This window comes from Pararhizobium gei, assembly GCF_029223885.1.
Taxonomy (GTDB): domain Bacteria; phylum Pseudomonadota; class Alphaproteobacteria; order Rhizobiales; family Rhizobiaceae; genus Pararhizobium; species Pararhizobium gei.
Genome location: NZ_CP119409.1, coordinates 2,241,406 through 2,255,787, shown reverse-complemented (window position 1 = coordinate 2,255,787; position 14,382 = coordinate 2,241,406). Strand labels below are relative to the sequence as shown.

At 58.8% G+C, this 14,382-nt stretch carries 13 protein-coding genes and 4 tRNA genes; 8 read left to right on the top strand and 9 right to left on the bottom strand.

Annotated elements, in window-relative coordinates; genetic code table 11:
* Positions 1-86 precede the first annotated feature (86 nt).
* From metG to PY308_RS11090, 3 genes are read left to right on the top strand one after another with little or no spacing between them, the layout of a single operon-like run.
* On the top strand, positions 87-1,637 hold the full coding sequence (metG, locus tag PY308_RS11100) for a methionine--tRNA ligase (RefSeq protein ID WP_275782403.1): 1,551 nt from the start codon (positions 87-89) through the stop codon (positions 1,635-1,637).
* Positions 1,638-1,647: 10 nt separating this feature from the next.
* Positions 1,648-2,427, top strand: a complete 780-nt coding sequence (locus tag PY308_RS11095; protein WP_275782402.1) for a TatD family hydrolase — start codon at positions 1,648-1,650, stop codon at positions 2,425-2,427.
* A gap of 1 nt (position 2,428) precedes the next feature.
* Positions 2,429-3,262 carry an MBL fold metallo-hydrolase gene (locus PY308_RS11090; RefSeq protein WP_275782401.1) on the top strand — a complete coding sequence of 278 codons (834 nt, stop codon included), beginning with the start codon at positions 2,429-2,431 and terminating at the stop codon, positions 3,260-3,262.
* On the opposite strand, the gene PY308_RS11085 is transcribed toward PY308_RS11090, so the two are convergent.
* Positions 3,255-4,199: a phosphoribosylaminoimidazolesuccinocarboxamide synthase gene (locus tag PY308_RS11085; RefSeq protein ID WP_275791093.1), complete on the bottom strand. Its 945-nt coding sequence runs from the start codon at positions 4,197-4,199 to the stop codon at positions 3,255-3,257. The two genes, PY308_RS11090 and PY308_RS11085, sit on opposite strands and share 8 nt — an antisense overlap.
* A gap of 478 nt (positions 4,200-4,677) precedes the next feature.
* Here PY308_RS11085 and PY308_RS11080 point away from each other — a divergent pair, with 478 nt between their 5' ends.
* On the top strand, positions 4,678-4,827 hold the full coding sequence (locus PY308_RS11080; protein WP_275782399.1) for a hypothetical protein: 150 nt from the start codon (positions 4,678-4,680) through the stop codon (positions 4,825-4,827).
* Between the two features lie 244 nt (positions 4,828-5,071).
* Here PY308_RS11080 and PY308_RS11075 read toward each other — a convergent pair.
* From PY308_RS11075 to PY308_RS11055, 5 genes are all read right to left on the bottom strand, one after another.
* A tRNA-Arg gene (locus tag PY308_RS11075) sits at positions 5,072-5,148 on the bottom strand.
* A 34-nt stretch (positions 5,149-5,182) separates the two neighbouring features.
* Positions 5,183-5,488: an ETC complex I subunit gene (locus tag PY308_RS11070; protein ID WP_275782397.1), complete on the bottom strand. Its 306-nt coding sequence runs from the start codon at positions 5,486-5,488 to the stop codon at positions 5,183-5,185.
* 193 nt (positions 5,489-5,681) lie between these two features.
* A tRNA-Pro gene (locus tag PY308_RS11065) sits at positions 5,682-5,758 on the bottom strand.
* An 82-nt stretch (positions 5,759-5,840) separates the two neighbouring features.
* Entirely contained in the window at positions 5,841-6,332 is a 492-nt protein-coding gene (locus PY308_RS11060) for a DUF192 domain-containing protein (protein WP_275782395.1), read from the bottom strand.
* The gene (locus tag PY308_RS11055) at positions 6,332-6,910 is read right to left on the bottom strand and encodes a cold-shock protein (protein ID WP_275782393.1); all 579 of its coding nucleotides are present in this window, start codon (positions 6,908-6,910) and stop codon (positions 6,332-6,334) included. Before PY308_RS11055 ends, PY308_RS11060 begins: the two co-directional genes overlap by 1 nt.
* A gap of 196 nt (positions 6,911-7,106) precedes the next feature.
* On the opposite strand from PY308_RS11055, the gene PY308_RS11050 reads away from it, so the two are divergent.
* The 4 genes from PY308_RS11050 (at position 7,107) to PY308_RS11035 (ending at position 9,685) form a co-directional block, all read left to right on the top strand.
* Positions 7,107-7,547 (top strand): VOC family protein, encoded by a 441-nt coding sequence (locus PY308_RS11050; protein ID WP_275782391.1) that lies wholly within the window; start codon positions 7,107-7,109, stop codon positions 7,545-7,547.
* Positions 7,548-7,895: 348 nt separating this feature from the next.
* Positions 7,896-9,221, top strand: a complete 1,326-nt coding sequence (locus tag PY308_RS11045) for a D-Ala-D-Ala carboxypeptidase family metallohydrolase (protein WP_275782389.1) — start codon at positions 7,896-7,898, stop codon at positions 9,219-9,221.
* Positions 9,222-9,352: 131 nt separating this feature from the next.
* Positions 9,353-9,427, top strand: a tRNA-Glu gene (locus tag PY308_RS11040).
* Between the two features lie 183 nt (positions 9,428-9,610).
* A tRNA-Glu gene (locus tag PY308_RS11035) sits at positions 9,611-9,685 on the top strand.
* A 44-nt stretch (positions 9,686-9,729) separates the two neighbouring features.
* Here the strand turns inward: PY308_RS11035 and recJ are convergent.
* The 3 genes from recJ to PY308_RS11020 form a co-directional block, all read right to left on the bottom strand.
* Positions 9,730-11,532 carry a single-stranded-DNA-specific exonuclease RecJ gene (gene recJ / locus PY308_RS11030; RefSeq protein WP_275782387.1) on the bottom strand — a complete coding sequence of 601 codons (1,803 nt, stop codon included), beginning with the start codon at positions 11,530-11,532 and terminating at the stop codon, positions 9,730-9,732.
* A gap of 115 nt (positions 11,533-11,647) precedes the next feature.
* Positions 11,648-12,970, bottom strand: coding sequence for a homoserine dehydrogenase (locus PY308_RS11025; RefSeq protein WP_275782385.1), 1,323 nt, complete (start codon positions 12,968-12,970; stop codon positions 11,648-11,650).
* Between the two features lie 78 nt (positions 12,971-13,048).
* On the bottom strand, positions 13,049-14,266 hold the full coding sequence (locus PY308_RS11020) for an LL-diaminopimelate aminotransferase (RefSeq protein WP_275782383.1): 1,218 nt from the start codon (positions 14,264-14,266) through the stop codon (positions 13,049-13,051).
* Between the last annotated feature and the right edge of the window lie 116 nt (positions 14,267-14,382).

Here is a 14,382-nt window from a genome sequence, read left to right as displayed (position 1 = left end):
CTTTTCTCCGATGCCCTGTTTCATCGCGGCTGTTGATAGGTTAAGAGCGGGACACTGCAGGACAAGATACAGGCCGAAATCCGACAATGACCGAACCATCCCCCTTCTACATCACCACCGCGATCTCCTATCCGAACGGCAAGCCGCATATCGGCCACGCCTACGAGTTGATTGCGACCGATGCGATGGCGCGCTACCAGCGGCTGGACGGGCGCGACGTCTTCTTCCTGACCGGCACTGACGAGCATGGTCAGAAAATGCAGCAGACGGCCCGCAGGGAAGGGATAACGGCGCAGGAACTCGCGGACAGGAATTCTTCTGAATTCAAGAATATGGCCGTGCTTTTGAATGCATCGAACGATGATTTCATCCGCACGACGGAAAAACGGCATTACGCGGCGGCGACGGAAATCTGGACCCGCATGAGCAAAGCCGGAGATCTCTACAAGGACAGCTATTCCGGCTGGTACTCGGTGCGCGACGAAGCCTATTATCAGGAAAACGAAACCGAACTGCGCGCCGACGGCGTACGCTACGGTCCGCAGGGAACGCCTGTGGAATGGGTGGAGGAAGCAAGCTATTTCTTCAAGCTTTCGGCTTACGAAGACAGGCTGCTGAAGCACTACGCGGAAAATCCGGATTTCATCGGTCCGGCGGAGCGACGTAACGAAGTTGTATCCTTCGTCAAATCCGGCTTGAAAGATCTTTCGATGTCGCGCACGACATTCGACTGGGGCATTCCCGTGCCCAACGATCCCGGCCATGTCATGTATGTCTGGGTGGATGCCCTCACGAATTACATTACAGCGACCGGCTACCTGACCGATCCGGAAGGCCCGCGCGCCAAATACTGGCCAGCCGATATTCACATGATCGGCAAGGATATCATCCGCTTTCATGCCGTCTACTGGCCGGCCTTCCTCATGTCGGCCGGGCTGCCGCTGCCCAAAAAGGTGTTTGCGCACGGCTTTCTGCTCAACAAGGGCGAGAAAATGTCGAAATCCCTTGGCAATGTCGTTGATCCCGTCAATCTGGTCGCGCATTTCGGCCTCGACCCCATCCGCTACTTCTTTCTCAGGGAAGTGTCCTTCGGGCAGGACGGCAGCTACAGCGAAGAGGCGATCGCGACCCGCATCAATTCCGACCTGGCAAATGGCATCGGCAATCTCGCGAGCCGCTCGCTCTCGATGATCGTCAAGAATTGCGACGGGCAGATACCGCAATGCGGGCCGCTGAAAGACGAGGACAAGGCGATGCTGGCGTCCGTGGATGCGCTAAAGGCGTCGACCCGTGAAGACATGAATGCGCTGATGATCCACAAGGCTCTGGCCTCGATCATTGCCGTGGTATCGGAGGCGGACCGCTATTTCGCCGGTCAGGAGCCGTGGGCCCTGAAAAAGACCGACCCGGCACGCATGGCGACTGTGCTTTATGTCACCGCGGACGTTGTCCGCCAGATCGGCATCCTCCTGCAGCCGTTTATGCCGGGCTCGGCGGCAAAGCTTCTCGATCTTGTCGCCCTTCCTGTCGAGAAACGCGATTTCGCGGCGCTCGGGGAGGCTGGACGGCTTGTTTCAGGGACGGCCCTGGAAGCGCCGAAGCCTGTCTTCCCGCGCTATGTCGCGCCGGAAGCTTGAAGGACAGGGAATGCTGATCGACACCCATTGCCATCTGGATTTTCCGGACTTCGAGGCTGAGCGCGACGCGATCGTCGAGCGTGCGCGGTGTGCTGGCGTCGCGCAGATGATCACCATCTCGACGCGGGTGAAGAAATTCGACGCCATCCTCGGCATAGCCGAAACCTATGCCAACGTCTTCTGCTCGGTCGGCACCCATCCGCACAATGCCGACGAGGAACTCGATGTCGAAACCGCGGATCTGGTCCGTCTTTCGGCGCATCCGAAAGTCGTGGCGATCGGCGAGGCCGGGCTCGACTATTTCTATGACAATGCGCCGCGCGACGCACAGGCGATCGGGCTGCGGTGCCACATTGCAGCGGCACGCGAAACCGGGTTGCCGCTGGTGATCCACAGTCGCTCGGCGGATGAGGACATGGCGGCAATCCTGACGGAAGAAACCGGGAAGGGCGCTTTTCCCTTCCTGCTGCACTGCTTTTCCTCCGGCCCAGAACTCGCGCGGGTCGGCGTCGAACTTGGCGGCTACATATCCTTTTCCGGAATCCTGACATTTCCAAAATCGGAGGAATTGCGCGAGATTGCCAAGACCGTGCCGCACGAGCGCATGATCGTCGAGACGGACGCGCCCTATCTGGCACCCAAACCGTTCCGCGGCAAGCGCAACGAACCGGCCTATGTCGCCCACACGGCCGAGGTTCTTGCGCAGACGATCGGCGTCTCGACGGACGAGATTGCGGCGATCACAACGGACAACGCATTCCGCGTTTTTTCCAAAATGCCGAGGCTCTGAGGTGACGGTGAGGCGGGTCTTCACCATTCTCGGCTGCGGGTCTTCACCGGGTGTTCCCCGCATCAACGGCGACTGGGGTGCCTGTGACCCAACAAACCCCAGGAACCGCCGCACACGGGCGTCTTTGCTCGTAGAGCAGACGGGGCCGGATGGCACAACCTGCGTGGTTATCGACACCGGACCGGATTTTCGCACCCACATGATTGCCGCGGGCGTTCGGCATCTCGATGCTGCCGTGTATACCCATGCCCATGCCGATCATATTCACGGCATCGACGATCTCAGGGGTTATGTTCAGTATTCCGGCAGGCGGATGCCAATCTGGGCCGATACGGCAACGATGGAGCGTATTCGCGATGGCTTTCGCTACTGCCTCGAAACGCCGCCCGGCAGCAGCTATCCGCCAATCGTGGAAGCCCGGTTGATCAATCCGTCCCTTGCGCCGTTCGCTGTCGTGGGCGAGGGTGGCGCGATCCCGTTCCAGCCGTTGCTCCAGCGGCATGGCGATATTGTCTCACTGGGTTTCCGCATCGGTGATTTTGCCTACTGCAGCGATGTCAGCGACTTTCCCGAGAAAACCGTGGGCATGCTTTCGGGCCTTGATGCGCTGGTGATCGACACGCTGCAATACAGGTTCCACCCCAGCCACCTGTCCGTCGAGCAATCGCTCGGCTGGATCGAACGGTTCGCGCCCAAGCGCGCCGTTCTCACCCATATGCACATACCGCTCGACTATGACACCGTCATGCGTGAGACACCGGATCACGTTGAGCCGGCTTTCGACGGCATGCGGCTGGAATTCGATGTGACCGGCGAGACCGGCGGAATTAGCTGAAATAAGGCTTTAGATTGTTCCGGATGCGATCCAGCACCGTCTCGCCGGAGAGATCGGCGAGGAAGTGCTGACCGGTAATTCGTTCGAAAGCCTCGATATAGACTTTCGATGTCTGCTCGATCAGTGCGAGGGGAATTTCAGGGATCGGCTCCTTGTAAGGGTCGCAGCGTTCGGTCACCCAGGCGCGGACGAAATCCTTGTCGAAGCTTTTCGGACGTGTACCTGCGGCAAAGCTCTCCTCGTAGCTGTCGGCAATCCAGTAACGGCTACTGTCGGGCGTATGGATTTCATCCGCAAGCACGATCCGGCCGTCCTTGTCCGTGCCGAATTCATATTTGGTATCGACGAGAATAAGGCCGTTCTCCGCAGCGCGCGCTTGGCCACGCGCAAAGAGTGCCAGTGCATAATGCGATACCGTATCACATTGATCGGCTGTCAAAAGTTTCTGTGACAGGATCTCATCCGTCGAGAGCGGTTCGTCATGACCGCCGTCAAAGGCCTTGCTCGTCGGCGTGATGATCGATTGCGGGAGCTTTTCGTTGTCCTTCAGACCATCCGGCAAACGGATGCCGTACATGTCGCGCTCGCCATTTCTGTATTTGGTCAGCACCGATGTGCCGGTCGTTCCCGCGAGATAGCCCCGCACGACGATTTCGACCGGCAGGATGTCCAGCCGCGTGCCAATAACGACGTTCGGGTCGGGATATTCAAGCACATGGTTGGGGCAGATATCGGCAGTTTCCTCGAACCAGTAGCGCGCCGTCTGCGTCAGAACCTGTCCCTTGAACGGGACCGAGGTGAGGATCACATCGAAAGCGCTCAGCCGGTCCGTTGAGATGATGATGCGCCGTCCGTCCGCAAGGTCGTAGTTCTCGCGAACCTTGCCCTTGTAGCGTCCCGGCAACTCGGGAATGAAAGCATCGGGGAGAATGCGCAGATCGCTCATGGGGCAGGCCTTCGGTGACAGTTGGACACTGTGACCGATTAGGGCTCAGTCTGAAGGAGGTCAAGCCGGCATTGATCCGCGATAGAGTGCGATCGCGCAGGACCGCTGTTGGGATGACGTTACCGGACGGTGCCGAAAGGCGAAACGGCCTTCACCTTGCACCTTCGGCCAGATCGAGATGGAAGCAGGTAAGTTCCATTGCATCTGCATCTTCCTTAATCCCTAAGCCCATCCGGCTACATCCAGAGATCAGATAAGATGGATTATGGAACACACCCGCTATCTCGAAGATGTTGCAAACCCCAGTTTATCTGGCTTGAGCGTGAATGTTAGCCGGCCCAAACGGCGTTTCGGACGTGATATCGGACATGACGGAACGAAACCGAAGAACGTGCGTTGACGGACGGTTCCACCAAGCGTCCACCGCCCAGTTCATCTGCGCCGGTGTGTCGCCCGTGCAGGAGGCGTTATGTCAACGCGAAGCATCGAGACAGAAATGATCGCTCGCCGCCAGGCAGAAGAGAGCGACTATCGCCAATTCATGATGCGCGAATTGCTCATCTGGCTGGTCGGCGTTCCCGTCCCGATCGCGGCGCTGATTGGCCTTTTCGTTCTATAACAGATCTTCAGAGGGCCGCATGTATTGCGGCAGCGGTCAGCTTTCAAATTGAGTAAAAGGACGGCCGACGTAATCTCGTGGCAGCAACGTGACGTCAATCGGTTGCCCGACCCCGTTCTAACTTTAACGGCAGTCGCGTCCGCAGCGCTTGTGCCAGACATAATGGATTTCGTCTACCGTGGATCACCATACGGTCAGGCTGGAACCTGGAATTCTTGGTGAATATCAACCGTTGCATGGCGATTGGTGACCCCTGCTGGATTCGAACCAGCGACAACCTGCTTAGAAGGCAGGTGCTCTATCCAGCTGAGCTAAGGGGCCATGCCGGAAAGCGTCCTTTCCGGTCTTTTTATCGTCAATGCGTCCAGGGCTGCGAGCGGGTGAAGCGAAAATTATCGCTATAGGACACATTTTTGCGTGTCGGCTCTTTGGGAGCGATGACACGGTATTCTATGCCGTTCGTTTGCGCGTAGGCGACCGCCTGCTCCGCAGTATCGAAAGTCAGCCTAACCTGCTGGCGGGTATCGGCTGAGCTGGTGTAACCCATCATCGGATCGATCGTGCGCGCATGCTCCGCATCGAACTCAAGAATCCAGAACTGCGTCTTGGCCTTGCCGGATTGCATCGCCGTTTTTGCAGGCCGATAGATTTTTGCGGACATTTTTGCAGCGATCTCCCATTGTTCCGGCGCAACGATCTGTTTCGCCACGCATGCGCATGCCATAGCGCAGAACCGACGAAAACGAAATGGCTTTCGCACATCACCGATGATTTTTGATAAAGTCTAAAGCGAGAAGCGCCATCACTGTGAGCGGAATACATCGACAGTCAAGGTGCTGTCCATTCAAGAAGAATGGTCGGAGTGGAGAGATTCGAACTCCCGACCCTCTGGTCCCAAACCAGATGCGCTACCAGGCTGCGCTACACTCCGTGACCTGCCGATGCCGCGGAGATACACGCTTGGGCCGGCCCCTGCAACAGCTAATTACAATAATCGGCATACGTCCGTGCCTTCATCTCGCCTTGGAGATCGCAGCCGTATCCATGATGTCGCCAGGGGCCAGGCCAAGCCGGCTGACGGTGCCGGCGTTGAGTTCCAGCACATAGGCCACCGGCACTTTGGAATCGATGATCGCTTCTGATAGCGGGACGGCATTTTCACGAATCGTCTCAACCTTGCCGTCACGCGCGATGAACAGCATGTCCAAGGGCAGATAGGTGTTCTTCATCCACATCATGACCCGGCGCGTCATACCGAAATCGAAGAACATGCCGCCGTCGCGTGGCATATGGCGGCGGTTCATCAATCCCTGCGCACGCTGTTCATTGTCGAGCGCCAGTTCGACTGTAAAGCGATGGATCTCGCCGCTGGCCGTGACGATCTCCAGAGGAGCCTTTTCAAAGGTGACCTCTGCGGCAAAGACCCCGGGGGCGAACAGATAGAAAAAAAGCGCCGCAAGGGCGCTTGATATCTGCAGACGACAGACGTGGCGCAAGGCCATCATCAATGAGCCCTGCCCGCCGGCGAAGGAATATCGGGATGAATTTCGGCTGCCATCAGCCCCTTGTCCCCGTCGCCGAAGCGAACGAGCACCGTCTGGCCCGGACGCAACTCTGTCAGACCAAATCGACGAAGCGTTTCCATATGGATGAAGATATCTTCTGTACCGTCCCCGCGTGTAAGGAAACCAAACCCCTTCGTTCGGTTGAACCACTTCACCAGGACCCGCTCCAGTCCGCTTGTGGGCGTGACCTGAACATGGGTCTTGACGGGCGGCAACTGGGACGGGTGGACCGCGGTCGATTGATCCATCGACAGAATCCGGAAGGCCTGGTAGCCCCGGTCGCGTTTCTGGATGAGCGCGACAACGCGGGCGCCTTCAAGAACGGTCTGATAACCGTCGCGGCGCAGGCAGGTGACGTGAACCAGAATATCCTGCATGCCGTTGTCGGGCACGATGAAACCGAAGCCCTTGGCGACATCGAACCATTTAATGACGCCGGTAATCTCGATCAGATCAAGCGCATCATTGATAAAGTCGTCGTCCGGCGTGACGCCCTTGGGTAAAATTCTGTCCGCCATTATCCGCCAGCCCCTCGATTACGCGTCACACTATTACGGTTAACTGATTCTTGCTGGCCAGAATAACATCGGACCGCCACGATTGTGCAAGCCCCCGGATGTATTTTGCCACGATGTCAAACTGGCATTCGAGCCTTGCCTCAGGCTGGCTGTCGGCTACATATAGCCCGGTATTTTGCAAAACAGGGACATTACAATGCGTTATCTGCACACGATGGTTCGCGTCAAAGATCTCGACGCCGCGTTGCATTTCTGGAGCACGATCTTCGGGCTTGTGGAAATCCGCCGTATTGAAAATGAGAAGGGCCGTTTCACTCTGGTTTTCCTGGCGGCAACCGGCGATCTCGACCGTGCCAGATCGGAGCTCTCGCCCTGCCTCGAACTCACGTACAACTGGGATACCGAAGATTATGCCGGCGGGCGCAATTTTGGACACCTCGCCTACGAGGTCGATGACATCTACGCGACCTGCCAAAAGCTCATGGACAGCGGCGTGACGATCAACCGTCCCCCACGTGACGGCCATATGGCTTTCGTACGTTCTCCCGACGGCATTTCGATCGAAATTCTTCAAAAAGGCGAAAGCCTTTCGCCGCAGGAGCCCTGGCTCTCGATGCCGAACACCGGCTCCTGGTAAGCCCCGCACAATTCCCAGGCGCGATAAACATCGGCGAGAGAATGCCGAGGCCGGCGGCGTTGCAAGAAGGGGCGTTCTGACGAGCGCCCTCTTTGGCAGCGTTAGCAAAGATTTACAAAAGCCGTACCTGATATTAGAGTGTCGGCGGGCGTGGAAACGTGGCTCCGATACAGAGGCAACTGTCCTGCATCTGCGCAGGGTCAGCCAGGAAGAAGCTTTCTGACGTCGTCGCGGCGTTGTGCTGAGGTCAGTCTCTGCTGTTTCGGGCTATTGGCCGTAACGATAGCCATGTCGCGGGCTGCAATTGATTGGGGGAAGACGTTGCACCATGCTCTGCGAAACACAGGAATGATCCGCAGTTTCGGCTGTGCGGCGGCCCTCACGCTCTCAACCCTTATTTTACCCGGCTGCGTTTCCACCGCGAAGGACGCTGCGGCGGTGACGGAGGAGACGGTTCCCGCCGTGGCCTCTGGCGATGGCGAACAGTCGGCTCCCGGGAACTATCAGGACCAGCAGGTGGCGGCGACCGGCAACGATCCCCAGCCGCAGGGCGCGGACGTCGGCCAGGCGATGGCGCCGGCCGGACAGAATCGGACGGGATCACTGCCTCTCGAAACCAATGGCCTTAACGCGACGGCCGGCAGCATCTTTGCTGCGCGGCCGGCCAGCGGCGGCGTTCAACCGCAACAATCCGCGACCGGCGGGAGTACGGATCCCCTGCCCGTGCACCAACAAACCGGCGTCAATCCCGTGACGAACAGCCTCTTCAACAGCGGCCAGACCGGGCAGCAGCCCCTACCCCTCCCTGTCGATGGCGCCAACAATGAGACGAATGCGGAAAACCCGGTGCAGCAGACCGCAGAGAGTGGCGGGGTATCGGATAGTATTGCAGCCTCCAAAGTCGTAGCCGTGCCGCCCGGTTCTTCGGAAGCCAAGCAACCGGCGCAGCGCGCTGCAGCGGGACCAACCGGCGTCGACGTCGTTGAGACGGCGGGCCTGTCCAGGGGTGCGGCCAAAGCTCGGCAAGACAATAATCGCGATGTGGGCGAGCAGCCGAAGTCGCTTGCGGCGCTGTTTGCAGCCAAGCGTAACGACGACAGCCCGTTCGACGGTGACCGATTCGCAAAGGCCTCAAAAAGCACAATCATTGCAAAAGCGTCGCAGAAGCCTCAGAAAATTGCAGCGCTTGGCTTTACGCAATTGCCCGGTGTCCAGACCACATCCATGTTCGCGACGATGGATGATGCACCCACCAGCCATGACGACGAGACGGATCAGGTACGATTGGCCTCCCTGTCAGGCCTCGCAAGGCTGGCCCCGAGTGGCCTCCTGCTGCAGACCGAAAAGGTCGAGACAGGGTGCTTTCAGCCTGAATTGCTGCAGCTTCTCAAGGTTGTGGAAACCCATTACGGACGCAAGGTCATGGTGACCTCCGGCTTGCGCGACCTTAAGCACAATATAGCGGCCGGCGGCCGGCGCGCTTCTCTTCATACGGCATGCAAGGCGGCCGATATCCAGGTGCAGGGCGTCAGCAAATGGGAGCTGTCGGAATATCTCAGAACCATTCCCGGCCGTGGTGGCGTGGGAACGTATTGCCATACGGAATCGGTTCATATCGACACTGGCGCACAACGGGACTGGAACTGGCGCTGCCGCCGTCGCCAAAATTCATAAGCATCTGTTTTATATTAATATTTCCGGGCGAATCGATTCATCTCCCCGGTGTGTGATTTTTTTGCAGGAAAATGAATTTTGTCGCTTGCGGTATTCAGAACCCCTGACTATAAGACGCCCACACAACTGCTGCGCCCTTCGTCTATCGGTTAGGACACCAGATTTTCATTCTGGGAAGAGGGGTTCGACTCCCCTAGGGCGTACCATTGTGAACCTCCCTTTGAAATTGAAGACCGTTGCTGTCGGCGTGAATGACGCGGGCGTCACTGCCTTATCCGGGTAAGCAAATCGGTGTTTTTCAATACTGATTTTATTACAGAAAACTTCAAAAAAATGCAGATTGGCGCTTGCGGCCTGCAAGGCCCCTGACTATAAGACAGCCACCTGATGCGCCCTTCGTCTATCGGTTAGGACACCAGATTTTCATTCTGGGAAGAGGGGTTCGACTCCCCTAGGGCGTACCAGGTTCAGCCTCTCAACATTTCTCAAAAGACGGCCCTGCACTCTTTTAAAAAGCCTTTGCAGCATCGATGATGCGAAGCTGGACACGTCTGGTTCCCTGCCACATATCCGCTGAGATCGAGGCGGCCACATGGATGGTCATGCCACGCGCCGAAAGCAGGAGGTCGCCAAGAGGCGTTTCAAACGCGCGGAAGGCCATTCCGTCTATTCGTGATCCATCCTGTCCCTCAAGGGTTACTTTGATATGACTGGTGCCGACCTGGCGCGTGTCGCGGATGCGGTGCGCCGGCAGCGCGAAGATCGGCTGTGGATGGCCGGCGCCGTAGGGTCCAGCCTGCTCCAATTGATCAACGAGCGCCAGATTGGCGGCGGACGCTCCAAGCGCGGCGTCGATCTTCAATGTTTCGGTGGAGACAAGATCCTTGATTGCGGTTTGAGCCCGCTCTTCGAAGAAATGTCTCAGGCGGCCAAGATTGGCGCGCTCGACGGTCAGACCTGCCGCCATCGCGTGGCCGCCGCCCTTGAGAAGCAGGCCATTTTCCACGGCGGCACGGACGACGCGGCCGATGTCGAAACCGCTGATCGACCGGCCCGAGCCCGTCCCTTTGCCATTGGGATCGAAAGCGATCGCAAAGGCCGGCCGGCGAAACTTCTCCTTCAGGCGCGCTGCAAGCAGGCCGACAATTCCGGGATGCCAGTTTTCGTGCGCCGTGACGATGATCGAGGCGGCCTCGCCGGTGCCATATTCCGCAAGCGCTTCGGCTTCCGCCTCGGCAAGCATGGCGGTTTCCATCACCTGCCGCTCGCGATTGAGTTCATCGAGCCGTGCCGCTATTGCATCGGCCGCATTTGCGTCGTCCAGCGTCAGCAATCTGCTCCCGAGCGCTGCGTCGCCGATCCGGCCCCCTGCATTGATGCGCGGCCCGATCAGGAAGCCGAAATGATAGGGTGTTACGGGTCCGCCCAGACCGGCTTTGCGAAACAGTGCTGCCAGACCGGGATTCTGCATGTGCCGCGCTGCAACCAGTCCCTTGACGACATAGGCCCTGTTCAAGCCCTTCAAGGCGACGACGTCGCAGACGGTCGCAAGCGCCACGAGATCGAGAAGAGCAAGAAGATCGAAGGAGGCGACGCGTGCGTCTCCGCTTTCCCGCAGGCGACGCATGGTATTGACCAGAACAAGAAAAACCACGCCGGCTGCGCAGAGATGCCCCTGCCCCGACAGATCGTCCTCCCGGTTGGGATTGACCAGTGCAAGGCAAGGCGGCAGTTCGGCACTCACCTGGTGGTGGTCGACAACGATCACCTCCACTCCCCGCGCCGCAGCAACAGCAAGCGATTCGTGGCTGGTGGAACCGCAATCGACGGTCACGAGCAATTGCGCGCCATTGTCTATCAACTGGTTGATGGCAGCCGGGTTAGGCCCGTAACCTTCGAAGATCCTGTCCGGAATGTAGATTTCCGCTTCAATTCCGAAATGATGCAAAAACCGGTACAGGAGAGCCGAGGATGCGGCACCATCGACGTCATAATCGCCGAAGATCGCCACCTTTTCCCGTCTGCGGATAGCTAGGACCAGTCGATCAGCCGCCTTGGTGCAATCCGTCAGCGTGTCGGGATCCGGCATCAGCGAACGGATGGTCGGATCCATGAAGGCAACTGCATCGTCCATTGTGACACTGCGGCCGGCCAGGACACGGGCGATCAGGTCCGAAAAGCCATGGACCTGGGCGATGGCGAGCGCGCGGTTCTGCCCCGCCTGGTCGAGGCGCGACACCCAGCGCTGGCCGCTGACCGAGCGCTCGACGCCTAGAAAGGCCCGCTGGACTGGATCTGGCAGTTCGTTCATCGTCCATTCCCATTGAATTCTGCCGTTCGTACGAAGAATTCTTCATCTCCGCAAACGACAACGGCCCCAGCCCGGAAAAGTCCGGATGGGGCCGCGCATTCGGTTACCGCTTGGTTCAGCCGGCCTTCGGTCGCTCGATCCGGATCACCTGCGGGTCGCCGACGAGGAAGCCCTCCCCCTTGATCGACAGGACGGCCCTGCGAACAGACTGTTCGGTGGTCGCATGGGTTACCAGAATGATCGTCTGCGGTTCGCCCGTCTCGACCTGCTGCTTGGAGTGCTGGACAATCGATTCCAGCGAAATATCGTTTTCAGCCATATGCTTGGCAATGCCGGCGAACACGCCTGTCTTGTCCAGAACCTTGAGCCGTATGAAATAGCCGCCTTCATGGCTCTGCATCTCGGCCCGCTTGTAGCCGGCGAGCGCCTTCACCGGCCGCCCAAAGGCCGGCACATGCTGGGCGCCCGGCCGGCTTTTCGCGATATCGGCGATATCTCCGAGCACGGCCGAAGCTGTCGCATTGCCGCCGGCACCGGGGCCGACCATCAGAAGCTCGCCCAGAATGTCCGATTCGATCGCCACCGCGTTGGTCACGCCATCGACCTGGGCGATAACAGAATTGAGCGGCACCATGGTCGGGTGAACGCGCTGCTCGATGCCGCTATCGGTCCGCTGGGCGACACCGAGCAGCTTGATCCTGTATCCGAGATCGGCAGCAGCATGGATGTCGTCGATGGAGATGTTGGTGATGCCTTCGAGATAAATATCGTCGGCCGCGATCGCCGTGCCAAAGGCGAGGCTCGTGAGAATGGCAAGCTTGTGTGCCGTGTCGTTTCCTTCTATGTCGAAGGCTGGATCGGCTTCGGCATAGCCCAGACGTTGCGCTTCCTTAAGGCAGGCCTCGAAGGACAGCCCCTCCTTCTCCATCTTGGTCAGGATGTAGTTGCAGGTCCCGTTCATGATGCCGTAGACGCGCGAAATCGTGTTGCCCGTCAGGGATTCGCGCAACGCCTTGATGACCGGAATGCCGCCGGCCACGGCAGCCTCGTAGTTCAGCAATGCACCATGGTCTTCGGCAAGGCCCGCCAGCTCGGTGCCATGGGCGGCCAGCAATGCCTTGTTGGCTGTCACGACGTGGATGCCGCGGCCGAGCGCCGCCTTGACGGCAGAGTAGGCCGGCTCCCCGGCTCCGCCCATCAGCTCGACAAAAACGTCGATTTCGGCGGTTTGCGCCAGCGAGAGCGCGTCGTCGTGCCAGCGCATCGCGGACAGATCGACGCCACGGTCGCGATTCCGGTCGCGTGCAGTAACCGCTGTGATTTCGATTGCGCGGCCGCAGGTCGTCGCCAGCATTTCTCCGCGTTCCAAAAGAATACGAACAAGCGAGGCACCAACGGTGCCCAAGCCCGCAATGCCGATTTTAAGGGCATCTGACATTCACAGTTTTCCTAACATATCGAAGGCGCCACGCTTGAACAGCGGAGCGGATTTGAGATCAGCGGATTGTCCGCCGTCTCAGCGATGGGCGTTCAGCGAAATCACATTGTGCAGCGTATCGTCGGCGGTCGACAGAAACTTTTTCAGGCTGCGGGCAGCCTGCCGGATGCGATGTTCGTTTTCAACCAATGCGATGCGGATGTAATCGTCGCCCTGTTCCCCGAATCCTATGCCCGGTGCAACGGCGATATCCGCCTTTTCCACCAGGAGCTTGGAAAATTCGAGCGAGCCCAAATGGCGGAATTTTTCCGGAATCTTCGCCCAGGCAAACATGGTCGCAGCCGGCGGCGGAATATCCCATCCCGCCTTGCCGAAGCTTTCGACCAGAACGTCGCGGCGGCGGCGATAGATATTGCGCACCTCGGCAATATCCGAGCCATCGCCGTTCAAGGCATGCGTGGCCGCGACCTGGATCGGCGTGAAGGCTCCATAATCAAGATAGGATTTCACGCGGGTCAGCGCGGCGATCAGCCTTTCATTGCCCACGGCAAAGCCCATGCGCCAGCCGGGCATGGAAAATGTCTTCGACATCGACGTGAACTCGACGGTGTTGTCCATTGCGCCGGGGACTTCGAGAACCGACGGTGGCAGCACGCCATCGAAATAGATTTCCGAGTAGGCCAGGTCAGACAAGATGACGATGTCGTGCTTCTTGGCGAAGGCGACGACTTCCTTGTAGAAATCGAGCGTCGCGACGTGTGCCGTCGGGTTGGACGGGTAGTTGATGACCAGCGCGATCGGTTTTGGGATCGAATGACGGATCGCTCGCTCCAGCGGCGGAAAAAACGTGTCGTCCGGCTCGACGGAAATCGACCGGATCACGCCGCCGGTCATCAGGAAGCCGAAGGCATGGATCGGATAGGTCGGGTTCGGGCAAAGAATAACGTCGCCGGGCGCTGTGATCGCCTGCGCCATATTGGCAAAGCCTTCCTTCGAACCCAGCGTCGCCACAACCTGTGTATCGGGATTCAGCTTGACGCCGAAGCGGCGGGCATAATAGGCGGCCTGCGCGCGACGCAGACCGGGAATGCCCTTGGAGGACGAATAGCGATGGGTGCGCGGGTCCTGAACGGCTTCACAAAGCTTGTCGACGATGGCTTTCGGTGTCGGCAGATCCGGGTTGCCCATGCCAAGGTCGATGATGTCGGCTCCACTCGCTCGCGCGCTGGCTTTCAAACGGTTGACCTGTTCGAAAACATAAGGCGGCAGACGCCGGACTTTGTGAAACTCTTCCATCTCAAACCTCGTCTTGCGCGGTCTCCGGTGCGGGAAAAATGCGTGCAAGGAGACGCGCGCGGTGCAATCTGGCCCACGCGGCCATAGAAGGCTTTGCGGCCAAATCAGCCGAAACG